Below are 25,576 nucleotides of genomic sequence, written 5' to 3'. Positions count from 1 at the left end.
GATATGAATGACAACCTTTTTAGAATGAAAAGATATATTGCGACAACCTTTTTAGTAACAAGCAGTAAAAACTGACAACCACTTTCAGTATAAGTCATTTGAAGTAGCATTTTTATCTCTTCACAACTGTGAAGATATATCGGCACATATGTGAAGAGATATCGTCACAACTGTGAAGAGATATCATCACATATGTGAAGAGATGAATGACACATAATAAAAAGGATAGCTTTGCAGTGCAAAAGAGGGAGAGAAACAGTGTTTCGAAGGTGGAGTACCTATGAATGAAAGAGAGTAGGAAACTATCGGGGAATGGATTAGCTAATTGCTGCCCAGCTAACGTGCGTTTTGCGTAATGCTTTCAGAGTCTTCCAGAGGATTTCATTCTCAGCAAGTTCGCTTGTAGGGTCGCGATCTACAATTTCCTGTGCTATATCGCGCACGTATTGCAGAAGTTGTCCGTCGCGAGCAAGATTGGCTATTTTCAAATCGAAGGCGATTCCGCTTTGCTGTGTACCTTCGAGGTCGCCGGGACCACGAAGCTTCAAATCGGCTTCGGCTATCTCAAAACCGTCATTGCTATTGACCATGATTTCAAGACGCTTGCGGGTTTCGTCGCTTAGTTTGTAGCTGGTCACAAAAATACAATAAGATTGTTCGGCGCCACGCCCTACCCTGCCCCGCAACTGGTGCAATTGTGACAACCCGAAACGTTCGGCATTCTCAATAATCATCACAGAGGCATTAGGAACATTTACACCTACCTCTATCACCGTGGTTGCCACCATTATTTGTGCCTCGCCCGAGGCGAATAGTTGCATTTGCGCATCCTTCTCGGCAGCCTTCATTTTACCATGCACTTTGACTACGTTGCACTCCGGAAATTCCTGACGGATGCTTAGGTAACCATCTTCCAGATTCTTGAGGTCTATCTTTTCGCTCTCCTTTATCAAAGGGTAAACGATGTAAATTTGCCGTCCGGCTTCAATCTGTTCTCGCATGAACCGATATAGACTATCCCGACGATTATCAAATTGATGAATGGTTTTGATTGGTTTTCGTCCGGGAGGAAGTTCATCAATCACCGACACATCCAAATCGCCATAAAGCGTCATCGCAAGGGTGCGCGGAATAGGCGTTGCCGTCATTACGAGTACATGTGGGGGTTGTGAGTTCTTGCTCCACAAACGCGCGCGTTGTGCAACCCCAAAGCGATGCTGCTCATCAATAATAACCAATCCTAAGGAGGAGAAGTTAACCGTATCTTCGATAACCGCATGTGTACCGATGAGTATTTGTATATCGCCCGTGAGTAAGCCGGTATGTATTTTCTCGCGTTGTTTTCCTTTCACAGAACCGGTAAGCAGTTCCACCCGTACGTTCATTCCGAAGAGCAGTTCGCGAATTGTTTCGAGATGTTGGTTGGCTAAAATTTCGGTGGGAGCCATCATGCACGCTTGGAAGCCATTGTCTATCGCTATCAGCATGCTCATCAGGGCAACCAACGTTTTTCCGCTACCTACGTCTCCTTGCAACAAACGATTCATTTGCCTGCCGCTACCCAAATCTTTGCGTATCTCTTTGAGCACACGCTTTTGCGCACCAGTCAGTTCAAAAGGAAGATTCTTGGCATAAAACTCGTTGAACACCTCTCCTACTGTGCGGAACACATAACCGCGATACTTCTGTTGACGGTCTTTGGTATAGCGCAGGATGTTAAGCTGTACATAAAAAAGCTCTTCAAACTTCAGACGGTACTGCGCTTTGCGAAGCATTTCCGGGTTTTGTGGGAAGTGGATATTGCGTATGGCATCTGTTCGCGACATCAAATGATGGGCAGCCAGCACACCCGGCGAAAGAGTTTCGGGCAGTGGCTCTTGTATTTGTTGCACCACGGCAGCCATCATCTTCTCCAACAATTGCGAGTTGAGGAAGCTTCGCTTCATCTTTTCGGTCGTGTTGTAGTAAGGGCGAAGTCCTAAAGTTGAGAGATTCAATTCCTTAGGTGAGTCTATGTCGGGATGCGAGATGTTGATTCGTCCGTTAAATACCGTAGGCTTACCAAAAACAATGTATTCTTCGTTCAGCTTATATTTCTTCAATACATACTTTATGCCTTGAAACCACACCAGATCGATTACTCCCGTACCATCTGTGAAGTGTGCCACCATACGTCGCTTACGACCTTCGCCTACGGTATCGATGCTCAGGATATGCCCTCTCAGTTGGATGTAAGGCATATTCCCATCTATTTCATTAATGTTATAGACGCGACTGCGGTCGACGTATTTGTAAGGGAAATAATTGAGCAGGTCGGACAAGGAGTAGATATCCAATTCTTTATTCAGAATCGCGGCTCGCTGCGGACCAACGCCCGAAAGGTATTTTATATCTCTGGTGGTAAAATCGAACATCAAACCAAAACACTTGCCACTCTCAGATCGAAAGGAGTCGTTATTTTTATATTTTCGCGATTGCCTTCGGTAAGGAAAATAGGAGTTCCCATGGCTTCTACTACCGAGGCATCGTCAGTAAATGCAGGAGAATATGGTTGGCTGTATGCCTTTTTAATAACTTCGGCTGTAAAGACTTGTGGTGTTTGCACCAATTTATAAGCATCCCTATCTACCGTATGGCTGGTATCATTATCAACCTGCCTGATGGTTTCTACCACATCAATAACAGGAATTACCGCCTGATGAACCGTTGCCAATTCATAACAACGCATTATTACCTCTTGGGCTACAAATGGTCGTACACCATCATGAATAGCTATTACCGATGCATCGCCAGCCAAATCCAATCCCTGTTTTACTGAATGGAAGCGAGTTTCGCCTCCATCAGCAATAACATGAGGTATGGTGAATTGATATTGGGCACACAACTGTGCCCAATAATCTTGTTGCTCTTTAGGGAGTACAAGCACTATGTGTAGTTTCGTATCGTAGCGGTAGAAATTTTCGATTGTGCGCATCAGTACTGGTTTCCCACCCACAGGAAGGAACTGTTTCGGCACTTCACTATTCATGCGCAAGCCTTTTCCGCCGGCTACAATCAAAACACAGTTACTCATTTCCAACCGTTGGTACCAAGTGCTTCGTAGAGTTCTTCTACTTTATCTTCGCCCATTAGCTCTCTGACAATGGCAAATGAGAAATTCATTGCACTTGCAGGAGAGTTTCCGGTGATAATATTGCCGTCTACTTCTACAAATTCGCCAGTACAAGTTGCTCCTTCCATGTATTGTTCGAAGCTGGGATAGCATGTAACGCGCTTGCCTTTGAGTAAGCCCAGTTTACCAAGTACCATCGGAGCCGCACAAATGGCAGCCACTTTCTTGTTCTTGGCAATGGTTTTTGTTATCAACGCCTTTAAGCCTTCATGCTTATCTAAAGTTCCGGCACCCGGCATACCACCCGGAAGCACCAATAGTTCTACATCATCGAATTTGTAATCATCGAAAAGGCCGTCGCACACCACTGTAATATCATGTGCCCCCAAAACCTCTTCTTTCTCAATTACAGATACTAATTCCACATCCATACCTGCTCTGCGTAACACATCGATTACGGTAAAAGCTTCGATTTCTTCAAAGCCATTGGCAAAAAACACATAAACTGTACCCATAGTTATTTCTCTTAAAAGTTAGTTACTACCTTAAATTAAAGTAATATGTTATTGTACCCGACTGGTTGTTCAAGCCACTTACTGCATTGAAGCGTGCTTTTTTGGCAGCATCTTCGGCGGCTTTGCGCAACGTTGGGTCTACTGTGTTCGTATCACGATGTATACTTGTATTGATAACAACCCCCTGCGGGTTTACGGTAATAGCCACCACCACACGACCCTCATCCTGTACATTGTATACCGGGCGTGGCAATCCACCTTCTCCAAGTGAGCGTCCGCCAAGGTCGAATGTTCCATATCCTCCATTGCCTGTGGTAGCACCTGTCAGCGAATTTCCGGTAGTTACCCCTTCGGCACCTGTACCTGCTGAAGCACCGCGGTCGCCCATCTCATTACCTCTACCAAAAGCACCTGCAACTCGTTTTTTGGCTGCTTCTTCGGCAGCTTTACGCTCACGGGCAGCTTTCTCTTCTGCCAACCTCTTAGCTTCAGCAAGTTTCTCCGCTTCAGTCTTTTCGGGTTTCTTCACCTCTTTCTTGGGCTCGGCTTTAGGGGTTAATGCTACGGTTTCTTCTTCGTCTTGGGTTATTAATTCCTGTGCGGATTGTTTTATCGGAGGGGTTGGAGTTTGTACTTCTTTGGGCATTACATCAACATCGACTAACGACGAAGGATTAAACCCACCGTAGGCAGCTGTGGTATTTCCCATCATCACCTCTACGCCACTCTCTTCTGTGTGCGCCGGAATGACAACAGTAAGCAAGAGCAACAAGAGAATGACTGCAACGTGTACCGCCAAAGCTCCCAACATGCCTATGTATTTACCCCGCTTCCTTTCCTCCATAATACTATCTATTCTCTGGCGGACGAGTGGCAAGCACCATCTTAAATTGATTTTCGTTCGCGATATTCAGTACTTTTACAATTTCTCTGTATGGTACGGTTTCGTCGGCATACAGCGCTACATACATTTCGGGTTCACGGGCAGCACAACTTTGCAAAAAGCCCGGCAACTCCTCAATATTAAGTACCTGTTCTTTATCATTTCCAAAAGCGCCGTAATAAACCAAATCCTTATCAATAATTACACGTGTAAGTGGCTTAGCCGATGTTTGCTGCTTACCTTGTGGTAGTAAAACTTTTATCGCATTGGGCGAAACCACCGTCGAAGTAATCATAAAGAATATCAAGAGCAGAAAGATAACATCTGTCATTGACGCCATGCTAAAGTTAGGCGATATTTTATTTCTACGCTTTAACATACTTGTTTGTTATTTCTTGACTGGCTCATTGAGTAAATCCATAAACTCCATGGTTTTGCCTTCCATCTTATTTACCACCCCATCTACTAGTGTAACGAGGTAGTTGTAGGCAAACATAGCTATGATACCCACAATCAACCCACCAACAGTAGTAATCATAGCTTCGTAGATACCTCCCGACAATAATGTTATGTCGATGTTATTGCCCGCATTAGCCATTTCGTAGAACGCACGCACCATACCGGTAACCGTTCCAAGGAACCCAATCATAGGAGCACCTCCCGAAATGGTCGCCATAACGGTTAGTCCTTTCTCTAGCTTGGCGACTTCCAGATTTCCCACATTCTCTATAGCAGCTTGCACATCGTTGACAGGGCGTCCAAGACGACTAATACCTTTCTCGATCATGCGCGCTGAGGGTGTATTCATGCTACGACAATAGTTGATAGCCGATTTAATTTCTCCGCTCAGGATGTAATCCTTTATCCGCTCCATGAAAAGCGATTCTTCTTTACCTGCTTTTCGGATTACGTACATACGTTCGAACAAAATGTAGAAACAAATCACCGAAAGCAGAGCAAGGATTAGCATAATCCATCCGCCTTTTATCGCCATGTCCATCATATTCATTTCTTCAGGACCAGCTACTGGGGTTAATACAGGGTTGGCAGATGCTAGTGAATCGGCCAGAGTTCCGCCCACTTGGGCTAACATCATTAGTAGGTTCATTATCGAAGACAGTTTTTATATTCCTGAATGGTTTTTTCCAATCCCAAATAAAGCGCATCGCTTATTAGTGCCTGCCCTATGGAGACTTCATCCAACCACGGAATAGCCTTATATAAATAATTCAAATTCTCTAAACTCAGGTCGTGTCCCGCATTAAGCCCCATGCCCAATTTACGTGCTGTTGTTGCCGCCTCTACAAAAGGAGCAACGGCAGCCGCGGGATCTTTGGGAAACAACACGGCATACGGTTCGGTATATAATTCTACACGGTCGGCTCCCGCCTTAGCCGCATACTCTACCATTTCATTATCTGCCGCTACAAACACGGAAGTGCGGATACCTGCTTCTTTAAATTTATCGAGTACTTCGGTAAGAAATACCAGGTTCTTTTTAGTATCCCAACCAGAATTTGAAGTAAGTTGTGTAGGCGAATCGGGCACTAACGTCACCTGTTTGGGTTTAACCTTCAACAACAAGTCTATGAATTGTTCGTCGGGATATCCCTCAATATTAAACTCCGTACGTAGTCGTGGCTTAAGTTCATACACATCCGATCTTCGAATGTGTCGCTCGTCCGGACGAGGATGTACCGTAATACCGTCGGCACCAAAACGTTCACAATCCAACGCCACTTGCACCACATTAGGAACATTTGCACCACGCGCATTGCGCAACGTAGCTACCTTGTTTATATTCACGCTCAGTTTTGTCATTACTAACAATGGTATTTATATTCGCGTCAAAAATAAACAAAATAATTCGAGAAAGGCTGTATATGTCGTGAAAAAACCCCAATTTTGTAACCATCATTAATACATATATACCACAATTCAATGAAGTTTGCTATTTTCGGGAATACGTACCAAGCCAAAAAAGCTTATCATGCCGAAGTACTTTTCAATGTATTGAACAAGTACAATGCCGAGATATACGTCTACAAAGAGTTCTACGACTTCCTCACAAAGACGCTGGAACTTGAATTGCAGATTACCGAAACCTTTGAGGACGAAATGTTTAACGCCGATATTGTGGTAAGCGTAGGTGGTGACGGTACTTTCTTAAAGGCTGCCAGTCATGTAGGCAGAAAAGGCATTCCTATTCTTGGAGTAAACACAGGTCGGCTGGGTTTTCTTGCCGACGTATCGCCCGATGAAATAGAATCTACCATTGACAATATCTATAAACAACAATATACCATTGAAGAGCGAAGTGTATTGCAGTTGGAATGTTCGGGTCTACAGCCTTCCTCCTCGCCTTATGCATTGAATGAAATTGCGATTCTGAAACGCGACAGCTCTTCCATGATAAGTATTCATACATCCATCAACGGCAAGCACCTGATAACCTATCAGGCCGATGGGCTCATTATTGCGACCCCCACCGGTTCTACTGCTTACTCACTGAGTGTGGGTGGTCCTGTCATTATACCACAGACCCAAACCATTGCACTCACGCCCGTTGCCCCGCATAGCCTAAACGTTCGTCCGATTGTACTTTGTGATGATTTAGAGATAACACTTGAAGTAGAAAGTCGCAACCACAGTTTCCTGATTGCTATTGACGGAAGAAATGAATCACTCGACCAACACAACACCCTAACCATTCGCAAAGCAGATTACAGCATTAAAGTAGTAAAACAAACGGGAGCAGACTTCTTCGATACGCTACAAAGCAAAATGCTATGGGGAATTGACAGCAGAAGATAATGTGAAGGCAAAAACAGGGGGTCTTCACACATAACTCATTTATTATCTTTTGGTTACAGCAGTTTGTGAAGGTGAAGACCTATTCCTCCAAATTACATTTGGGGTGTATATCCGATTATTACAACGAATTAATATTTGAGGAAGCGCCTGTCCCACAAAGAGCGTACCGGGTCAAACAAACGTTCCAACAAGCTGCGTTCATCTGTCATAATCTCGGCAGTACCTGTAAGTTCTCCAGTAAAAGTAAGTTTCCGTTTATAGGAAGTCACTAAATCCTGCCCCAGCGAAATTGTCGCCACATACACCCCCTCATTAGAGAGAAGTGAGAGTGAGCTAACTTCGCCTACTAAATATCCATACTCCATTTGTGGATAACCGGTGATGCTGATGTTTACACGTTGCCCGTTGGCTACTTTACCATATCCCGATTCTGGGAGTTTAATTTTTGCGATAATACTTCCGGGGTTGTCGGTTACAATGGAAAAAACCTTGTCGCCAATAGTAATTTCCTGATTTTCTTGCCATACGTTGTGGTAGGAAAGAACGCCATCGGCAGGGGCTACAAAAAGATATGTCAGTTCCCAATTGCTAATGGCAGCAACCAATTCGTTGTAAGTAGCTTTGAGTGCTGTACGAAGTTCGTTAATATCTTTACTACGAGCCAACTGAAGCTCAATGATATTTTGCTGTATCTTGGCTTCTTCAATACGGGCAGAAGAGAGTGTAGTGAGCAATTCTTCTGTATTCTGACGATTTGTGAGGAAAGTCTGCCGCGCGTTTTCATAGTCGGCTTCCGAATTTACACCTTTATTATATAAGGCTACTTCGCGATTATAAAGACTGGTTGCTACTTTTTCGTTCTCTTTATACAAATCTATCTGGCAGTTGAGGTGATGAATATAGACACGATAAGCTATGAGTTCTTTCTGTGCCGCTTCTTCTTTGCGAGCATAAATATCTATTTCCAGGAAGTTACAGTATTCCGTTACGCTTTTAACAAAAGCATTGTAACTACTCTGAATACCACCGAGTGTCCAGTGTGTAGGGAAAGAAGTGGCACAAATAATGCTGTCCTGCAAAACAAGTGTAGCCAACGATTCTTTCAATTGAAACACATCATCTGTAGTAGCGGGGTTCTCAGCAACAGCAATAATTTCGCCACGGCGTACCGGATGACGATCGGACAACAATACATCCTTTAATTTACTTGTAGTACGAGCAACAAGCCATACAGGTGGATGCTCTGTGGTAACAACGACATTGCCTTTCACAACATCGGGATATTGAAAGAGACATCCACCTATCAACAACAAGAGAATAATTGCAAAAAAAGCTGTTGTCCCCCACCGTACTAATGTGTGTGGTGGACGTGAAAGAATATCCTGTACTTCTTCGCTACGTAACTCTATATCCGTTTCAGTATGTACTTTTTCGTCCATTACAATTCCAATTGATTCTTTACCAACCGATAATACACTCCCTTTAAGGCTGCTAGTTCTTCGTGCGTACCCACTTCAACGATACGGCCCTTATCCAACACAATAATTTGATCTGCCCGCCGCACTGTACTAAGCCGGTGCGCTACCACTACCGAAGTACGCTCCTTTAAGAAAAGTGACAGATTATTCATGATTGCTTTCTCATTGTTGGCATCCAAAGCATTGGTAGCTTCGTCTAAGAAAATAAAATCAGGATCTTTATACACCGCGCGAGCTATCAGAATACGCTGCTTCTGTCCTTGACTAACTCCATGCCCTTCCTGTCCTATCTTTGTATTGTAACCCAAAGGTAGCTCTTCTATAAAAGTTTGTATATTAGCCACCTCGGCAGCGTAACGTAAGCGTTGCTTATCAATACGTTCTACACCAGGAGCAATATTTCCTGCGATGGTATCGGAGAATATGAATCCATCTTGCATCACAATGCCACACTTTTTGCGCCAAGCGCGAACACTGTAGTTGCTAAGATTAATACTATCCAGCATTATCTCCCCTTTTTCCAAAGGATAAAAACCCAACAATAATTTTACCAATGTTGTTTTTCCACTACCGCTTGCACCAACAATAGCCGTTTGCTTGCCAAGTGGTATTAACATATTAATATCATGCAAGGTGGGGCGGTCATCTAATGGATTGTAGCGAAAGTTTAATCCACGAATGTGTATATTAACCTTAGCAGGAATCTCCTGTAAGAGTTCTTCGAGGTTCTCCTCTTCTTCCTTTATATCGCTTACCTCACTTAGCCTATCCATGCTTAAACGCGCATCTTGACTGTCGCGAACAAAATCTACGAGCATATCAATCGGACTATTCAGTTGCCCGATAATGTACTGCACAGCAAGCATCATACCAAGCGTCATCTCTCCTTCCACGACCAAACCGGCAACTAAAGCAGTAATAAGTAAATTCTTTGTTTGATTAATGACTACCGCACCCGAGTCTTGGTATTGTCCTAGCGCTAATCCTTTAATACTTAACTTAAATAGTTTAGCTTGTATCTGCTCCCATTCCCAGCGTTTTTGTTGTTCGCAAGTATTCAGTTTTATATCCTGCATACCCGCAATTAGTTGCACTACACTGCTTTGGTTAGCCGACTGTTGAGCGAAGCGCTTGTTATCCAGTTCTGCTCTCTTCTTCATAAAGAGCCAAACATAAGCTACATAAATGGCACTTCCTGTCAAGAATATCAGAAAGACAACCCAATTATAAATAAGCAATACCAAACCGAAAACTACGATATTGAATAATGAAAAGACAAAGCTTAAACTTGAACCGGTTAAGAAGTTCTGTATGCGCGTATGGTCATTTATTCGTTGTAGAATATCTCCTGTCATCTTTGTATCGAAATAGCCCATAGGTAACTTCATTAATTTGGAGAGGAAGTCGGATATAAGCGATATATTTACACGCATCCCAATATGAAGCAGTATCCAACCACGGATAAATCCTACAACAGCACTGCTGAAGGTAAGCACTAATTGCGCAATTAGTACTAAATAGATAAAGCTGAGATTTTGATTACTGATGCCAAAATCTACAATAGACTGTGTTAAAAACGGCAGCAGCAATTGGATGATACTACCAATAAATAATCCCAGAAGAAGCTGAACAATCAGTTTTTTGTAAGGACGTATATAGGAAAACAAAAAGCCGAATCCACGCCTCGATGTTTTCTCTTCACTCTCCTCTTTGTAAAAATCGGGACCAGGTTCTAAGAGTAACGCAACTCCCGTTTCATTTTCTTTATTGGCTGAACTTAGCCAACAGTTGCAGAATTCTTTTTCTGTATATTTTATTTTGCCAACAGCCGGATCGGCTACCCATACATATCTTTGTTGGGCTTTGGCTGGAGACACTTTGTGTACTACCACAAAATGCGCTTGATTCCAATGAACAATACACGGGAGTGGTGCTTCACGAAGTTGCTTAATCCCTATTTGTACTGCCATAGTACGAAACCCTATATGCTCGGCAGCTTCACTTATGCCCAGCATAGATACCCCTTCGCGAGTAATAAAAGATTTCTCACGTAGCTTCGCCAAGGAATAGCGTTTACCATACCATGCCGCGATCATACGCAAGCAGGTTGGTCCGCAATCCATCGCATCATGCTGTAAGTACAAGGTAAAAGGCTTCGTCATTATTCGTGTTTTTCGGATAAAGTCTATTGGAGAAATATTCTCCAATAGACTCAATTTTCAAAAAGCAAGCACACTTGCTTTCAAACTCAACTACAATGGAATGTCTAGTTCTGGAAATTCCAAAGGATACTCGCCTTTTTTTAGCTTTTTCACTTCTTTCTTCTTTGGAGCTTCTTCTTTCTTAACTTCTCCACCCATTAGTGACATTTGAGCTTTTCTCGACAAACCCATAACTTCTGCAGAGTTTGCAAACATGTTAATTGTTTTCATAATATAAAAATTGTTGATTAATATTCCCCTTATATTTCAAAGGGCTTATCTTAAAACGGGTCAATAGACCCTTTTTTTCTTTCCAAATTGATCTCTTTATACTTATGTTTCTTTCCAAACGAGAAATTCCACACACTTCTAACAAAGAACACTTTACTGTTTGTTCTATCAAAACTACGATCGGTTATCCGATACACATTTGTATGAAAGAAATGGTCTGTGTGATTCTTATAGAAAGGGTTCTCTGTACCAATGGTTAACAAAAGACCATCCTTAACGTATGATAAACTCAACCCGTGAATAGACCCAAACCGATAGTGTACACCATTGCCTGCTAATATATTCTCCGTACTCTTTGCATAGGCAGAGAGCAAGATAGCACGATGTTTATAATTTGCGCTCCCTTCGGCATACCAAGTATTTAGCTTTACATCTGTGCCCGGAACCCAGTAACGGGTATAGTTGCCCGAAAGACGAAGACTTAATTTCTCATCGCAAAAATTACGTACGGTTGTAGCCAGCAACTTAAGCGAATGTTGATCATTATCGGATGTGTAGGTATGTACAAACTTATTTCCCTCCAACAGCACATTCTTTTGTATAGAGTTAAACGCTGCCGTATGCTGTGCCGCAAAGTAGAAACGAGACCTCCCAACCGTAAGCCAATAAGCTGCCTGAGTCAGTAACCGCGATTCATTTTCCAACATTGCGTTTCCACGTTGTACCTGCATAAAATCAACTGGTTGCTCTACTGATGATAACTGCTCCAGCGTTGGAGAACCTGTAGTAAATTGCGACTTCAGATTAAATACATGTGCTTTATTGGGCGCATAACGCAAGAAGAAGGCAAGTTCCTTATTCAGTTCATCCATCTTTCCATCCAAGCTCGATTTATAATTGTAGTTAGACAACCCACCTATCAACGTCACTAAAGCTTTTTCCCAGCGCTTAGTATAAGTAAGCCGCATAAAGTATTTATCATACATTTGGTTATCTTTATAGTCGAACCCATTGATGTATCTAAAATCAGCATCTTGCTTTAGATAGCTTGTTTGTATCTGCAATGTATTAGCAGCATTGATTATGTATTGATAATATAGATTGGCAATCCAGTAGGTACCTTCCATACTCCGGTTGAGTGTAACAGATTCGTCCCTATTTTCGCCCTTTTCTGCATATTCATAATTGTATGTTTTGTCAGTATAATCTGCATACAAGTAGAATCTTAGCCGATGACGATCGGTTATCTTATAGTTGTAATTGATTTCCAAACTAGGCTCTTTTATCTTGCTTTTGTCTGTCAAAAAAGCCTGATACGCTTCATTATACATTCCGGCATACGTACGAAGTCCGTTCTTTCTTTCAATTGGATTGTTATATCGCCAATAGTCTAAAGCAACATTTAATTCATGCTTTTCGGTACGCAGAAAATAGTTCAGATTTAGCTGATGTGTATCTTCTTTGTATTTCGAAGGAGTTCCTTGCCAATTACGAACTACACTCCCGCCATCCATTTCAAATTTCTCTTCCACATGACTATATCGTTTCTTATCGTTTACATAAGAAGGAGAATAAATAAGAGAGAACTCGGAGTTTTTATAGTGCATTTTGCCTGTTGCCATATATTCACCACCCATACGTCGCTGATCAAGGCTAATACCTGCATATCCACCAATCTCGCGTTTTATAGTTATAAAATTTACCACAACAGTACCCGAGAATTCATTATTCGGTGTATCTTGATACTCCACTCGCAGTACTTCATGGGGAGGTAATGCTAATATTTCTTTTCGCCCTACCTCACGACCGTTAATACATAAAGAAACTTTTCCCAAATAGGAGGTTACAACATTAGAAGTCATGTTCACAAAGACTGTAGGGAGCATCATGTTGTTTAAGAGTCCGTAGCCTGTAGCTGCATACTTTTTTTGCTCCATGGAGGGATATATCAAAACCTTGTCGTCTTTATGGTGCTCTGCACTACCGTTGACTGTTACCGTTTCAAGTTCCACACTCATCGGCGCCAAAGTTACCACACCAATATTGGTGGACTCCTTAACTTCGGGTAGTGCTACACTACGATTTTTGTATCCCAAGTGGGAAATAATCATTTTGTACTTTCCCGAATCAATATTATCAATACTGAAACGTCCTTTCTGATTAGTTACAACACCAGCTATGAATACAGAATCATTATTATACAACCGAATAGCTGCACGTTCTATGAAAGTACCTTCGCCGTCTTCTACGATTCCTCGTATCGATAACTTCTGTGCGTGCACATTCTGCACACACAACAAAAGCAAGACAGTTAATATGGAAAATACTCTTTTCATAAATTGTTGATTAAACCCGACTGGGAAGAGCAAAGCAAGCGTTTTTGTGAAAGGTGCACAAATTTCTGCAGCGACAAAAAAGTTACAACTGCAAAAATGGGCAAGAAAAGAGGGTTACAAAAAGGTTACAAAACAGACGTAATCAATTAAGAAGCAACAAATTAACGATAACAGAAGCTTTTTATTTGAAAGGATTGCCAGAGAGTAGTTTTGTGAACAAATCATCGTCCGATTTGTCTTTAATTCTGCTCTTACGAGTCTTTATTGCACCATATGCAACCCCCATACATACAGCAACCGCTTGATTTGAAAAGCCCAAAGAATAAAGCAAACAGCAATAAACATCATCCGAAGTCAAGTTATAGGACTCTTTTAAGGGAAGAATAACCTCAGCAAAAGTTTCATTTATTGATTTTCTTAGCTCTTCTCTTTCTATTCGAGTCAGTTTCATTTCGCGATCGTAGAGCTTATCCATTTCATTTATTTCTTTATACATAGCTGTTGCCTTGAAAATTTTTATGCAAGTAAAAAGTTTCTCGTATTGAAAAGAACTGGACGACTGTTCTTCGATCATCTGCGCAATGTCCCTGTTACGCATCAATTCCTCTTGCAAGGCTATCATTTTCTTTTTCTTCCGCTTATCTATGACCATAAAGATGATAATGGTAAGCGCAAACAGTACTATAAAAGAATAAATGAAGTACGAATTACGCTTCTGCTGTGCCAGCTTATAATCCTTCATACTCATAGCTATTTCATGCTCGGTAAGCAGCCTGGATACTTCCGACCGGTTCTTCAACAGACTGATAGAGTCGTTCAGAGATTGGTACATCACGTTATAATCGAGTGCTTTCTTCAAATTTCCGGCTTCTTTTTCCAACGAGAACAACGCCCATGTACTGGCAGCCTGTGTATAGAGGTCATCACCACTCTTACTGAGTAATAAATAATGTCGCGCCGAATCTTGTTGACCCAGCTGGGCAAGAATATCTCCTTTTTGATAGTAGTAGGAAAGCAAAGGTTCGGAATAAGGATAATAATCAATAGCATTAGATATGTATATGTATGCCTCCTTGTAGGCTTTCTTCATGCGATAAGCACGCGATATTCCATCAGAAATAGACGAAAGTTTTTCTCTGTTATCTTGTGCCATAGCAATTTTCAATGCATTTGAGTAATAATGTAAGGCACTATCAGGCTTGTTATCATATAAATGCAGTTTGGCAATATTCTCCAAAGAGAGGGTTAAACCGGTAGAGTCATTATAGAAATCATTGATATAATATGCCTCCCAAGCCATCTCTAAACTCTTGGCATAGATACCTTGTCCTTCGTATAGCAAAGTAAGGTTGGTGTAAATCCGAGCAGTAAGCCTATCCTTGTTCCCTTTAGGCAAACTCTGAGCAGCCCGGTGAAAAGCATCTATAGCAGCTACTTCGTGCCCCATATCCCAATTAACACAACCCAAATAGTAGTAGGCTTGTGCTTTCTTGAGGTCATCGCCCTGAGATGCGTAATAGTCTATTGCAATAAGAATGAGAGAATCACTGGTATGGGTAATGTAACTTTTATCGAGCGCTTGGGTCTTTAACAAAGCATATTCGGCACGTGAAGCCTTAGTCAGGTTGTCTTGGTTTACGAGGCTATCCAGTAAAAAAAGGGCGATATCAGGTTTCCTTTCAACCAATAGTTGAGCCTGCATAAGAATTCTTTTTTCAAATGCATCCGAAACACATGATATGAAAGCGAAAGTCAGCAACAAACAAATGAAGCCCTGTATCAACTTCGAATGTCTCATTGCGACAAAGATAGTAAATTACCGTTGGCTTTATCAATAGGAAATGCGCATATTATCAATAGTATAGTTATTTTTTACAAGTTAAAGCGCAAGAGAGAAACTGCAAGAGAGAAGAGAGCCACCAAATAAACTGTACAACAAATTAAACAGCAGGGTTAGCGCAAGCGCATCACAAAGTGTCTTTTTGTCAAAGCATCCAAGATTACGATAAAACAAGCGATAGTCGTCATTAGGTGTAAAAATCCAAATATCAGACTGTATTTGTAGGTGAAATGCAGTCATTTTTACTTAAAACTGACTGCAATCTTATCATAAACAAAGTCAGATTTTCTCTTAGCTAAAAAAGCTATTAGGATTAGTCAAAGCAAATCAGCGTTGTAGGCATTGTGAAGCGGGTATGAAAATATAGTCATCAGAGTTGAACAGTATAGTCATTTTCTGGTTGAAAAACATCATTTTTTCGCAGTGAAAAAACCAATCCAGAAGGCATGTATAGGCTTTTTGAAGAAAAGAGCAGCAAGAGACAGGATGTAACAAACAATACAAAAAGAAAGAAGAAAGACTTCACAACCGCCAAACAAGCATCTCCACAGCATCAAAACGACAAAATAGAGAGTTTGCAGAGCAAAACAAAATGGTAACAAATAATTAAACAGACTCTATAAGCACAGTTGCATACGCGGAGATTCCTTCTTCTCGTCCGGTAAAGCCAAGTTTTTCAGTAGTAGTAGCTTTGATAGATACATCATCGGTATCTATCTGCATCAAAGCTGCAAGTACACGTTGCATCTCGGGGATGTAATCTTTCAATTTAGGGCGTTCGGCACAAATTGTAGCATCAACATTACCGACACGGTAGCCTTTCTCGGCTATGATTTCAACCGTTTTTTGAAGCAATATTTTACTATCCACACCTTTATATTCTGCGGTTGTATCAGGGAAGTGATAGCCGATATCGCGCATATTGGCTGCTCCAAGCAAGGCATCACAAACGGAATGAATCAACACATCGGCATCAGAATGGCCTAACAACCCTTTTTCATGTTGCAGAAGAACTCCTCCTATCCACAACTGCCTGCCTTCGACCAAGCGATGTACATCAAATCCAAAACCAACACGTATCTTCATCCTCTATCTCCTTCCAAATATATCTTTAATGCCATCCAAGTCAAAACCAAGTGTAAAACGAATGGTTTGGTCGAGTGGGTTACTCTGCGCTGTAGATACTAGGTAAGAAGCATCGAGCGAAAAAACATTCATCTTAAATCCTGCACCGAAAGCAAAATATTTGCGATTCCCTTTGTTTTCATGCTCATAGTGATAGCCTGCACGAACCGAAAACTGGTTGTTGTAAGTATACTCAGCCCCCAATGACCATTGAATTTCTTGCAGCTCTTCTTTAAAACCTCCCGGCGCATCGCTAAACGACTTGAAGATTCCTTTAATGGAAGAGATATCGTTATAGTCACGATCTAGACGATCTTGATAATCTTCTTCCGCCTCTCCTTCCATACGAACCGGGCGTGTTGGAACCATCAGCTTATTCAAATCCAGATTGAATGCTATGGTATTGTAATCGTCTACCGGAACAAGCAAAGAAGTACCTAAGCGCAGGTTTGTTGGCAAGAACTGACTACTATTGCCACTATCATAAGATATCTTAGAACCAATATTGGAGGCATTTAATCCGAAAGAGAGCATACACTCACGCTGCCCTAATATAACGTAGTTTTGCGAGTAGAACGCAATATCTGCTGCAAATGCCGAACCAGGTGAAACCTCTTCGTCTTCTTTGTACGCAAGGTCGGAATAAACATAACGCAGTGCAACCGCTGCTGAAAATCGTTCGGAAAGCATGCGTGAATAAGCAATATCTATCGACATCTCATAAGGCTTAATAGTGTAACCTTTATCATCTTCGGTATATTGTCCGGCAGGCACTTCACCTAAAGAGAAATAACGTAACGATCCACTAAGTGCACCGTACTCGCCTACACGATAAAAACCTGAAAGATATGCCAACCCAATATCATCGACCAGCTTACGCAACCATGGTGTATAAGAGATAGAAACACCCGCGCGTCCTATGGCAAACGGATACTTGGCAGGATTCCAAAATTGCGATGCCGCATCGGGTTCGGTGGCTACACCCAAGTCGCCCATACCACCACCACGAGAGTCGGGCGCAATACCGAGTGAATTCACACCGGTTTGTATTGGGTTAAATTGGTTTTTTTGTGCTACCACCGGCAATATTACCATCAAAGCCAAGAGGGTTATTATTAATTTCTTCATCATAAACAGTTATTGTATCTGCATTAGTAAACAATATTTTTATCATTTTATTGTCCCAAGACAATGATTTTCTTACTCTTACTACTAACCTTCCCACCACCAGAAGAGATGGATGCCCGGTAGATATAAACACCGGGAGCCAAACGTTGCCCCGCAGACGTACACAAATTCCACGTAATATAATAGTTATTCTCTGCCGAAGTTCCACGCACCACATTATTCCACATAGGTTTCCCCATAGAGTCGTAAACCGTTAAAGTTATATCTAACAGAGAACCCGGGCGATTGTGCGACAACAAGAACTGCGTTGATTCTTTAGCAGGGCTGGGTGTACATGTTACTGCTATGAGTTCGGGGCGTAATCCTTTAATTACCTCAAAGCCCAGTTGAATAGTAGATGAATTATTCAGTAAATCCCATGCTCGGAAAAGTAATATATGTTCGCCTTCGGGTAACTCAGGAATAGAAAAACGAACAGTTCCTTGCGTATAGTCTCCCGATTCAGGAGTGTAGTATTCATTCAAGGAGTATGTATAAGTAGGATTACCATCGATAACAAGTGTCAAATCCCGCCCAATACCATTACCAACTGTATTGATGCCATCTTCGTCTTTGAGATGAGCTACAAACTGTGGTGTTTCGTTAGTTTTGCCTTCTTCAAGGAAATCTGCAGTGTTTAAGTAAGCTGTAATCTGGGGACCATCTGTGTCAGAAGATATATTTTCGGCAGTTCCACCCACCAAGAAACTATCAAAGTAACTGCCCGATTCTCTTACAACATCTGTAGTTGTAAAGTCCACTGCATACAGGTTCATTAAGCCTTGTTCTTCCGAGTAATTTATGTCTAACGGAACAGGGAAGACAAACTCAAACGACCCATTTACCACTGGTTCTGCACCCGAGAAAAGTATTTTACCACGCTCCTCGTACCGAAAAGCACCTTCATCAAGGTTATCAAGTGTCTTTACATTTTCCTTACTATCAAGTACGGTAGGATATATTGTCCCAGAGAAATCCTCAGCAACTTCACCTTCAGGAGTCAACACATGCCCTTTTACAGTTACTTTTCCACCGGCTTTTATCATGGGATACTCATTGGTTAATGCACCATCAAATTCATCTATTTGTATCTGATAGTCGGGATAAGCGAGTGTCAAAGCAGGGTCGCCTATGAGTGAGAAGTTCAACTTATTACGGTCGTTTGACAAAGTTATGTCACACTTCGCCAAGCGCATAATATCGCCGAGACGCACACGTTTTCCATTCGATTTATCAAAAAGATGTTTTACGAAAGCTTGATTCAATGTCGCATTTTGTGCAGCGTATACTACTCTACTGGTGGTAAGCAATGCAATAGCTCCGCCATTTGCATTTAGAAAGGCTTGTTCGCCAGCAGACGTGTTTACATCATCATATCGAGTAAAATCGCACGTGGCAGTTATCCAAAGCGGGAGTCGCGGTGATTCTAATCGCGAAATATGATCGGCTGTAAGCAGGTTTTCTGCACTCCAAGCAGATGTACTCCCATGACCTACATAGTTTACGATCAACATTCCTTTTTCAAACTGCTTTAAGAGTTGGTTCGTTGCATCAGGATAAGAGTAACCAGTGGCAGTAGCTTCGCGTTTATAGCTATCGGCATAGATACGATTAACCATAAAATTGCCATAATTATCTTCGGCATAAGTAGCCAATTTTTCGGCTTGCCCTACGTGCAAGTTATTATCACCATCGTCGGCCACAAAGCAAATTGTATTTTTCCATGAGCCGGCTTGCTTATTCTCTATATAAGCAATCGTTTTATCTACTGCAACAATGGCTTGTGCCACAGAGCGAACCGGGAAACGACCAATGCCAATATCTAAGCGGGCTGTCGCTAGGTTATCTCCTTCTGAATTATCTAAAAACCCAAAGTAGTCGTCAGTTACATAAGAATACACTTCATCCAACGAATTCTCCGATTGGTAGCACAAAAGGAAATCCTCCTGTTTAGCACTACTCCACGTAGGACTTATTAAACGGTTGTCGTAACTACAATCACCAAACAACAACAGGTATTTAGGTTTTTCCTCTTCAGACGTATAACGGTCATAAAGCATCTTCATTAATCGTCGGTACGCGGTAGCATCCGGTGTACCCGAAGAAAACTCGTTATAAACTTGCGAAGCAGTAACTAGCTCTACTGTTAGCTTGTCTTTATTGCGATGTACCTGTGCCAGTCGCTCTGCCTGCACTCTGAAACTTTCATTATCAGGAATAATAATTACCATATCTGTAGCTTCCAGTCCGTGTAGGTTTTGATTAACAACATTGCCTACAACTTCAACTGTTTCAAAGGTTGCCTTGAGGTTTACAGCTACAAACTCGCGCAAAGTACCGGCAGGGATAGTGAAAGTAAATTTATCTCCCTCAAGCGTTCCGTCCATCTGTTTATATTCCGTTGGAGAAGTAACATCCCACACCACCGTGTTACTATTGGCATTGGAAAGAACAAAGGTCGTTTCTCGATTGATGGATGCCAACGATCGAAACGAGACAAAGGCTTCGTTCAAGGTCAGTATTCGTTTATAATTAAGTATCAAGTAATTTAATCTGCCTAAGATACCCGCAGAGCGATTATGTGTTAATGTTACAGACGTTTGCTCTGTTTTGTCTCCTGCCCAATTTGCATTTAGAATCCCACTAGTAGCTTTAGTATAGTATTGATCGGAAGAAGAAATTGCAGAAACGCTTTGTGTACCAACTGTTTGCCCGTCTACTGCTATCGTATAGGTTGTTGAGGAGTCTATCGAACGCGCGGCAAATTCGGCAATGACACGTCCGGGCTCATTTTGAATGCCGGGCAGTGTAAAACGATATGTTCTAGTATTCCCCGTCACATAATCATAATCTTCGTAGAGTTCGCGACCTGTTGCTCCCCAAGCATACGAATCTTTTTCGTGTAGAGCAACTGCGTCAAAAACTTCCTGTTTATTGGTAGACATTGCCAAAGAAGCTTCTGCAGGAAAGCCAATGGGTGATTCCTCTTTTTCGGCAAGGAAGTAGTAGCCATACTCAGAATAGAAATTCTGTGTACGGGTGAAGTAAGAATTTGTACTGTTTGCTTTCCAAGAAAGAGGACCTAGTCCGTAAAACAGAACACTTTCGTCAATATGTAGCAAAGGTACTTGTCGCAAATCCGTAGCAGGCTGTTCGTCAAATCGTTGCGACAAAAGATGTCCGCCATAGCCATACAAAGAAACTTTCGTCGGGTCGGTATATCCCATTCGCTTTAACTCTGCGTAGGTAATGCGATATACAGCATTGTTCTTCACACGAATCTTTGTGAACTTCCCTTCAGCAAGTACAGACTGCCGTGTTGTTTCTTCAGCAGTTTGCATAGCACGAGTAGATACTGGTATGCGTTCCACGGCTAATTTACAAGAAAGAATACGCTGATACCCTCCTGCACGAAAGACCACAGGAATAAAACTCACATCTAAATAACCGTGATGAGCGGATACATTGAGTTGCGTTTCTACGATAGGAGAATCGGGTAAAGAAATGTTTTGCTTAGAAAGTTCGGCAGCCTCGATGGCTGTTAGTGGTTCAAACTCCGGATATTCAATACGTACTTTATATATACAAGAGTCATAGTCCTTCCCCAAGGAAATTTGTTCCCGAACAGCAGGGAGAGTATGCACCTCCGAAAGTTCCTTCCAGTTTATCGTCAGGAATGTTTGCGCTGAAAGCGACAAAGAGAGTATTAAAAGAAGTATTACTACTATTTTTCGATTGACAAACATAAAACTACTCAATTAGAACTGCGCCAATGACACAGCTCACTTTATTTGATGTAAAAATCGAGCAGTTTTTCTTCTCCCAGATAACCTTCTAAATGCTGTCCTACCTTAACAGGACCTACACCAGCAGGCGTCCCGGTAAACAACAAATCACCAATCTTTAGGGTCACAAATTGACTAACATACGCAATAATATCATCCACCCAGAAGATCATATCTTTAGTATACCCATGCTGCACCTCTTGTTTGTCAATTTCCAAATGAAAATCCACTTCGCGTAAATCAGCAAATTTATCAACTGAAACAAACTCACCAATAGCAGCTGAATTATCAAAACCTTTCGACAATTCCCATGGATTACCATTGGAGCGAAACTCACGCTGTAAGTCACGGGCTGTAAAATCAATTCCCACTGTTACCGCATCATAATAACGATGCGCAAAGCGAGAAGCTATGTTCTTACCCAATCGACAAATTCGAATAACCAATTCCGCTTCATAGTGAACCTCATTTGTAAAATCCGGCAGATAAAAAGGTTTACCGTCTTTCAATATACTTGAATCGGGCTTCATGAAGATAACCGGCTCTTTGTTTATTAACGTATAGTCTAACTCTTTATTGTGTAGGGCATAGTTCATACCCACGCCGATAATCTTCATTTATTCATACTGATTAAAGTTCAACCTATTAAACATAACTGCCAAATGTGCATAAAGGGAAGTGTTCTGAACCACAATATTTTCGGGAACGCGAATACGAAAAGGAGTAAAATTCCAAACTGCTTTAATACCACCATCAATCATTTTATCTGTGATTTGTTGTGCTATTTCGATAGGAACGGTCAATACTCCAATATTCACTTTATATTCTGCAATTTTATCAACAAACTCATTTGTGTGAAACACAGGGATTGCATTTATCTTCGTTCCAACTTTCTCTGGGTCGACATCAAAAGCTGCCACAATTTCAAGGCCGAAGTGACTTAAGCCAGAGTCAGCAAGCAATGCACCACCCAAGCTCCCAACGCCAAACAGAAACGCCCTATGCACATTGGTGAAGCCAAGAAAGTCTTCTAAGACAGAAATTAACAAATCAACATCATAACCAACACGAGTCCTACCCGATATATTTACATAAGATAAATCTTTTGCTATTTGCGAAGAATCAATATTGATTTCTTTAGATATCTGAGTAGAAGAAACATATCTTTCTCCCTTTTGTTTTAGCAGTTTTATATTGGACAGATACCAAGGGAGCCTGCGCAATGTTGGCTCAGGGACTTTTATGTGATGTTTTAATCGTTTTTCAGCATTCATAATAACCTTCCAATTTGTAGCAGTTCGAAAGTTTTTTTGTATTTCAAAGCTATTCTCTTCGTAAAGATAGGGAAAAAATTGGCAGGCTGACAACTAAATACTATTTTTGATAGCAAAATTAATAACAAGCAACATGAAAAAGAATGATTGGAAAGACCGGCTAAACATTGTTTACTCCACCAATCCCAACTACAATTACGAAAGCGAAGAGATTGAAGCACAAGAAACAATAACCCCTGAGAAACAAAACCTCCGCGTACAACTCGACAAAAAAAACCGTGGTGGGAAAGTTGTCACACTCATAACCGGCTTCATTGGAACAGAGGACGATCTTAAGGAGTTGGGTAAATTTCTTAAGACAAAATGTGGTGTAGGTGGTACAGCCAAAGAAGGAGAGATTGTTATACAAGGAGATTTTAAGCAGAAAATTCTGGACCTGCTCATCAAGGAAGGATACTTAAAGGCAAAACCAATTGGTGGATAAAAAGAAACGGGTGCAGCAAAACATTTTGCTGCACCCGCTGTTTTCGCTCTGCGATTATATTATTCTACGTTTAATGTAAAACGTTTGAAGTCAACAACTGTTAAACCAGCGCTTGTTTTAGTCAGATACTCGCCAATAGACATTTTTGCGTCTTTTACGAATTCTTGTTCCAACAAACAAACTTCTTTGTAGAATTTGTTGATACGACCTTCAGCTATTCTTTCGATCATATTCTCTGGCTTGCCTTCTTGACGTGCTTTATCGGCAGCGATTGCTTTTTCTTTTTCAAGAACTTCAGCAGGAAGCCTTGCAGCATCAATAGAAATTGGGCTCATTGCTGCAATTTGCATAGCAACATCTCTTGCTACTTGCGCATCAATATCAGGTTGGTTAAATGCAACAATTGTAGCCAGCTTATTGCCTGGGTGAATATATGAAGCAACAGTAGCACCTTCTACGAATGCATAACCATCTAATTCCATTTTTTCGCCAGTGATACCACTGCGGTCAACTATTGCATCGGCAACAGTAGCATTTGCATAAGGCAATGCTTTTAATGCTTCCAAATCAGCAGGTTTTTTAGCAGCAGCAAGATTAAGTATATCTTGAGTCAGCGCCACAAAATCAGCATTCTTAGCAACGAAGTCAGTTTCACACTTCAATGCCAGCATGATTGCCAATCCATTTTCGTGCTTAGCCAATACACAACCTTCCGACGCTTCGCGATCAGAACGTTTTGCAGCAACTGCTTGTCCCTTTTTACGAATGATTTCTACTGCTTTGTCAAAATCGCCATCAGATTCTGTCAATGCGTTTTTACAATCCATCATACCAGCTCCCGTCATTTTACGCAGCTTGGTGATTTCAGCCATAGTAACAGCCATAATGTTTTCCTTTCTATTTATTAGTAGTAAAAGGAGTAAGAAAAATCCTACTCCTTAACTCTTTATTATTAATTACGCTTCTTCGTCTTCTTTCAAGAAAGCAGCCGCTTTAGCAGCGTTTATTGCTTCCTCATCCGATTTTTCTAATCTTGCCTTAGTTGTTTTTCTTTTGCCTTTTGTAGCAGGAGCTTCACCAGCTGCTTCCAAGTCTATCTTTTCAGCTTTCCTTTCATCAAGGCCTTCGGCTACAGCTGCACAACAAGCTTCCAGAATTACTTCAATTGATTTTGTAGCATCGTCATTTGCAGGGATTACAAAGTCAATATTTGAAGGATCTGAATTTGTATCAACAATACCAAACACAGGAATACCCAAACGGTTAGCTTCGCGAACCGCAATATGTTCTTTCATTACATCAACAACAAAAAGAGCAGAAGGCAAGCGAGTTAGGTCAGAAATAGAGCCTAAGTTCTTTTCCAATTTAGCACGTTGGCGAGAAATTTGAAGAACTTCTCTCTTAGAAAGATTTGAATAAGTACCATCGTTAGTTAACTTGTCGATAGTAGCCATCTTCTTCACTGCTTTACGAATTGTAGGGAAGTTAGTAAGCATACCACCTGGCCAACGTTCAATAACGTAAGGCATATTAATAGCTGCAGCTTTATCTGCCACAACTTGCTTTGCTTGTTTTTTAGTAGCAACAAAAAGTATTTTTTTACCCGATTTTGCAATTTGTTTCAAAGCATCAGCTGCTTCATCCACTTTTGCTACGGTTTTGTGAAGGTCAATGATATGAATACCATTGCGTTCCATAAAAATATAAGGAGCCATTGCAGGGTTCCACTTTCTTTTAAGGTGTCCGAAGTGTGAACCGGCTTCTAAAAGAGTATCAAAATTTGTTCTTGACATTGTTTTAATAATTAATTGTTTACTTTCTTTTTTGTTTTTCTAAACCAACCACCGGGTAGCCTTCGAAGAGTCCCGGAAGTTTAGATACTAAACCAAATTATCGACGATAGACATTTACTGTTTTTACAATAAATATAAATCGTAATAAAATTAGCGCTTGCTGAACTGGAATCTCTTACGAGCTTTGGGTTGACCTGGTTTCTTACGTTCAACAGAACGTGGATCGCGAGTCATAAATCCTTCTGCACGAAGAGCTGATTTATCTTCCGGGTTCATTTTCACTAAAGCGCGAGCAATAGCTAAGCGTAAAGCTTGCGATTGACCTGTAAATCCGCCACCGCAAAGATTTACTTTAATATCGTATTTTTCGGCAACGCCTAATTTGTTCAATGGTTGTTTTACAACATACTGAAGGATAGAAGATGGGAAATATTTATCAAGCTCACGCTTGTTGATTGTAATTTTTCCTGTTCCTTCGCTTACGTAGATGCGTGCAATTGCACGTTTACGTCTACCTAATGCATTTACTACTTCCATT

At 41.3% G+C, this 25,576-nt stretch carries 22 protein-coding genes; 2 read left to right on the top strand and 20 right to left on the bottom strand.

Annotation, left to right across the window (positions count from 1 at the left end; translation table 11 throughout):
- Nucleotides 1-317 precede the first annotated feature (317 nt).
- From recG to D0T50_RS12830, 7 genes are read right to left on the bottom strand one after another with little or no spacing between them, the layout of a single operon-like run.
- Entirely contained in the window at nt 318-2,414 is a 2,097-nt protein-coding gene (gene recG / locus D0T50_RS12860) for an ATP-dependent DNA helicase RecG (protein ID WP_163223937.1), read from the bottom strand.
- Complete coding sequence (locus tag D0T50_RS12855) at nt 2,414-3,073, bottom strand: 2-C-methyl-D-erythritol 4-phosphate cytidylyltransferase (protein WP_163223936.1); 660 nt, start codon at nt 3,071-3,073, stop codon at nt 2,414-2,416. The genes recG and D0T50_RS12855 overlap by 1 nt, the downstream gene beginning before the upstream one ends.
- The gene (locus tag D0T50_RS12850; protein WP_163223935.1) at nt 3,070-3,627 is read right to left on the bottom strand and encodes a DJ-1 family glyoxalase III; all 558 of its coding nucleotides are present in this window, start codon (nt 3,625-3,627) and stop codon (nt 3,070-3,072) included. The genes D0T50_RS12855 and D0T50_RS12850 overlap by 4 nt, the downstream gene beginning before the upstream one ends.
- A gap of 25 nt (nt 3,628-3,652) precedes the next feature.
- Nucleotides 3,653-4,471 carry a TonB family protein gene (locus tag D0T50_RS12845; protein WP_163223934.1) on the bottom strand — a complete coding sequence of 273 codons (819 nt, stop codon included), beginning with the start codon at nt 4,469-4,471 and terminating at the stop codon, nt 3,653-3,655.
- Nucleotides 4,472-4,475: 4 nt separating this feature from the next.
- Nucleotides 4,476-4,889 (bottom strand): biopolymer transporter ExbD, encoded by a 414-nt coding sequence (locus tag D0T50_RS12840; RefSeq protein ID WP_163223933.1) that lies wholly within the window; start codon nt 4,887-4,889, stop codon nt 4,476-4,478.
- A gap of 9 nt (nt 4,890-4,898) precedes the next feature.
- Complete coding sequence (locus D0T50_RS12835) at nt 4,899-5,618, bottom strand: MotA/TolQ/ExbB proton channel family protein (RefSeq protein WP_163223932.1); 720 nt, start codon at nt 5,616-5,618, stop codon at nt 4,899-4,901.
- Entirely contained in the window at nt 5,618-6,331 is a 714-nt protein-coding gene (locus tag D0T50_RS12830) for a pyridoxine 5'-phosphate synthase (protein WP_163223931.1), read from the bottom strand. Before D0T50_RS12830 ends, D0T50_RS12835 begins: the two co-directional genes overlap by 1 nt.
- A 120-nt stretch (nt 6,332-6,451) precedes the next feature.
- Here D0T50_RS12830 and D0T50_RS12825 point away from each other — a divergent pair, with 120 nt between their 5' ends.
- Nucleotides 6,452-7,324 carry an NAD kinase gene (locus tag D0T50_RS12825; RefSeq protein WP_163223930.1) on the top strand — a complete coding sequence of 291 codons (873 nt, stop codon included), beginning with the start codon at nt 6,452-6,454 and terminating at the stop codon, nt 7,322-7,324.
- Between the two features lie 128 nt (nt 7,325-7,452).
- On the opposite strand, the gene D0T50_RS12820 is transcribed toward D0T50_RS12825, so the two are convergent.
- From D0T50_RS12820 to D0T50_RS12775, 10 genes are all read right to left on the bottom strand, one after another.
- Nucleotides 7,453-8,763, bottom strand: coding sequence for an HlyD family secretion protein (locus D0T50_RS12820; RefSeq protein WP_163223929.1), 1,311 nt, complete (start codon nt 8,761-8,763; stop codon nt 7,453-7,455).
- A complete protein-coding gene (locus D0T50_RS12815; RefSeq protein ID WP_163223928.1) occupies nt 8,763-10,964 on the bottom strand; it encodes a peptidase domain-containing ABC transporter in 2,202 nt (733 codons plus the stop codon). Before D0T50_RS12815 ends, D0T50_RS12820 begins: the two co-directional genes overlap by 1 nt.
- Nucleotides 10,965-11,054: 90 nt before the next feature.
- Nucleotides 11,055-11,234: a hypothetical protein gene (locus D0T50_RS12810; RefSeq protein WP_163223927.1), complete on the bottom strand. Its 180-nt coding sequence runs from the start codon at nt 11,232-11,234 to the stop codon at nt 11,055-11,057.
- Between the two features lie 50 nt (nt 11,235-11,284).
- Complete coding sequence (locus tag D0T50_RS12805; protein WP_163223926.1) at nt 11,285-13,570, bottom strand: carboxypeptidase-like regulatory domain-containing protein; 2,286 nt, start codon at nt 13,568-13,570, stop codon at nt 11,285-11,287.
- A 181-nt stretch (nt 13,571-13,751) separates the two neighbouring features.
- A complete protein-coding gene (locus D0T50_RS12800; protein WP_163223925.1) occupies nt 13,752-15,272 on the bottom strand; it encodes a tetratricopeptide repeat protein in 1,521 nt (506 codons plus the stop codon).
- Between the two features lie 744 nt (nt 15,273-16,016).
- Nucleotides 16,017-16,496, bottom strand: coding sequence for a 2-C-methyl-D-erythritol 2,4-cyclodiphosphate synthase (ispF, locus tag D0T50_RS12795; protein ID WP_163223924.1), 480 nt, complete (start codon nt 16,494-16,496; stop codon nt 16,017-16,019).
- 3 nt (nt 16,497-16,499) lie between these two features.
- On the bottom strand, nt 16,500-17,663 hold the full coding sequence (porV, locus tag D0T50_RS12790) for a type IX secretion system outer membrane channel protein PorV (RefSeq protein ID WP_163223938.1): 1,164 nt from the start codon (nt 17,661-17,663) through the stop codon (nt 16,500-16,502).
- 47 nt (nt 17,664-17,710) lie between these two features.
- On the bottom strand, nt 17,711-21,448 hold the full coding sequence (porU, locus tag D0T50_RS12785; protein WP_163223923.1) for a type IX secretion system sortase PorU: 3,738 nt from the start codon (nt 21,446-21,448) through the stop codon (nt 17,711-17,713).
- A gap of 41 nt (nt 21,449-21,489) precedes the next feature.
- Nucleotides 21,490-22,104, bottom strand: a complete 615-nt coding sequence (locus D0T50_RS12780; RefSeq protein ID WP_163223922.1) for a fumarylacetoacetate hydrolase family protein — start codon at nt 22,102-22,104, stop codon at nt 21,490-21,492.
- Entirely contained in the window at nt 22,105-22,761 is a 657-nt protein-coding gene (locus D0T50_RS12775; protein ID WP_163223921.1) for a redox-sensing transcriptional repressor Rex, read from the bottom strand.
- A gap of 133 nt (nt 22,762-22,894) precedes the next feature.
- Between D0T50_RS12775 and D0T50_RS12770 the strand changes: the two genes are divergently transcribed.
- Complete coding sequence (locus tag D0T50_RS12770) at nt 22,895-23,245, top strand: translation initiation factor (protein ID WP_163223920.1); 351 nt, start codon at nt 22,895-22,897, stop codon at nt 23,243-23,245.
- Between the two features lie 59 nt (nt 23,246-23,304).
- On the opposite strand, the gene tsf is transcribed toward D0T50_RS12770, so the two are convergent.
- From tsf to rpsI, 3 genes are all read right to left on the bottom strand, one after another.
- Entirely contained in the window at nt 23,305-24,129 is an 825-nt protein-coding gene (gene tsf, locus D0T50_RS12765; RefSeq protein ID WP_163223919.1) for a translation elongation factor Ts, read from the bottom strand.
- Nucleotides 24,130-24,201: 72 nt separating this feature from the next.
- A complete protein-coding gene (rpsB, locus tag D0T50_RS12760; protein WP_163223918.1) occupies nt 24,202-25,038 on the bottom strand; it encodes a 30S ribosomal protein S2 in 837 nt (278 codons plus the stop codon).
- Between the two features lie 150 nt (nt 25,039-25,188).
- Complete coding sequence (rpsI, locus tag D0T50_RS12755; protein ID WP_163223917.1) at nt 25,189-25,575, bottom strand: 30S ribosomal protein S9; 387 nt, start codon at nt 25,573-25,575, stop codon at nt 25,189-25,191.
- Between the last annotated feature and the right edge of the window lies 1 nt (nt 25,576).

This window comes from Bacteroides sp. 214 (assembly GCF_010501015.1).
GTDB lineage: Bacteria > Bacteroidota > Bacteroidia > Bacteroidales > Bacteroidaceae > Bacteroides.
The sequence above is the reverse complement of the archived record's forward strand: the minus strand, read 5'-3'. Positions and strand labels throughout refer to the sequence as shown.

Excerpts from the sequence above, each read along its gene's own strand:
- recG (WP_163223937.1), bottom strand. The coding sequence starts at position 2,414 with ATGTTCGATTTTACCACCAGAGATATAAAATACCTTTCGGGCGTTGGT.
- D0T50_RS12855 (WP_163223936.1), bottom strand. The coding sequence starts at position 3,073 with ATGAGTAACTGTGTTTTGATTGTAGCCGGCGGAAAAGGCTTGCGCATG.
- D0T50_RS12850 (WP_163223935.1), bottom strand. The coding sequence starts at position 3,627 with ATGGGTACAGTTTATGTGTTTTTTGCCAATGGCTTTGAAGAAATCGAA.
- D0T50_RS12845 (WP_163223934.1), bottom strand. The coding sequence starts at position 4,471 with ATGGAGGAAAGGAAGCGGGGTAAATACATAGGCATGTTGGGAGCTTTG.
- D0T50_RS12840 (WP_163223933.1), bottom strand. The coding sequence starts at position 4,889 with ATGTTAAAGCGTAGAAATAAAATATCGCCTAACTTTAGCATGGCGTCA.
- D0T50_RS12835 (WP_163223932.1), bottom strand. The coding sequence starts at position 5,618 with ATGAACCTACTAATGATGTTAGCCCAAGTGGGCGGAACTCTGGCCGAT.
- D0T50_RS12830 (WP_163223931.1), bottom strand. The coding sequence starts at position 6,331 with ATGACAAAACTGAGCGTGAATATAAACAAGGTAGCTACGTTGCGCAAT.
- D0T50_RS12825 (WP_163223930.1), top strand. The coding sequence starts at position 6,452 with ATGAAGTTTGCTATTTTCGGGAATACGTACCAAGCCAAAAAAGCTTAT.
- D0T50_RS12820 (WP_163223929.1), bottom strand. The coding sequence starts at position 8,763 with ATGGACGAAAAAGTACATACTGAAACGGATATAGAGTTACGTAGCGAA.
- D0T50_RS12815 (WP_163223928.1), bottom strand. The coding sequence starts at position 10,964 with ATGACGAAGCCTTTTACCTTGTACTTACAGCATGATGCGATGGATTGC.
- D0T50_RS12810 (WP_163223927.1), bottom strand. The coding sequence starts at position 11,234 with ATGAAAACAATTAACATGTTTGCAAACTCTGCAGAAGTTATGGGTTTG.
- D0T50_RS12805 (WP_163223926.1), bottom strand. The coding sequence starts at position 13,570 with ATGAAAAGAGTATTTTCCATATTAACTGTCTTGCTTTTGTTGTGTGTG.
- D0T50_RS12800 (WP_163223925.1), bottom strand. The coding sequence starts at position 15,272 with ATGCAGGCTCAACTATTGGTTGAAAGGAAACCTGATATCGCCCTTTTT.
- ispF (WP_163223924.1), bottom strand. The coding sequence starts at position 16,496 with ATGAAGATACGTGTTGGTTTTGGATTTGATGTACATCGCTTGGTCGAA.
- porV (WP_163223938.1), bottom strand. The coding sequence starts at position 17,663 with ATGAAGAAATTAATAATAACCCTCTTGGCTTTGATGGTAATATTGCCG.
- porU (WP_163223923.1), bottom strand. The coding sequence starts at position 21,448 with ATGTTTGTCAATCGAAAAATAGTAGTAATACTTCTTTTAATACTCTCT.
- D0T50_RS12780 (WP_163223922.1), bottom strand. The coding sequence starts at position 22,104 with ATGAAGATTATCGGCGTGGGTATGAACTATGCCCTACACAATAAAGAG.
- D0T50_RS12775 (WP_163223921.1), bottom strand. The coding sequence starts at position 22,761 with ATGAATGCTGAAAAACGATTAAAACATCACATAAAAGTCCCTGAGCCA.
- D0T50_RS12770 (WP_163223920.1), top strand. The coding sequence starts at position 22,895 with ATGAAAAAGAATGATTGGAAAGACCGGCTAAACATTGTTTACTCCACC.
- tsf (WP_163223919.1), bottom strand. The coding sequence starts at position 24,129 with ATGGCTGTTACTATGGCTGAAATCACCAAGCTGCGTAAAATGACGGGA.
- rpsB (WP_163223918.1), bottom strand. The coding sequence starts at position 25,038 with ATGTCAAGAACAAATTTTGATACTCTTTTAGAAGCCGGTTCACACTTC.
- rpsI (WP_163223917.1), bottom strand. The coding sequence starts at position 25,575 with ATGGAAGTAGTAAATGCATTAGGTAGACGTAAACGTGCAATTGCACGC.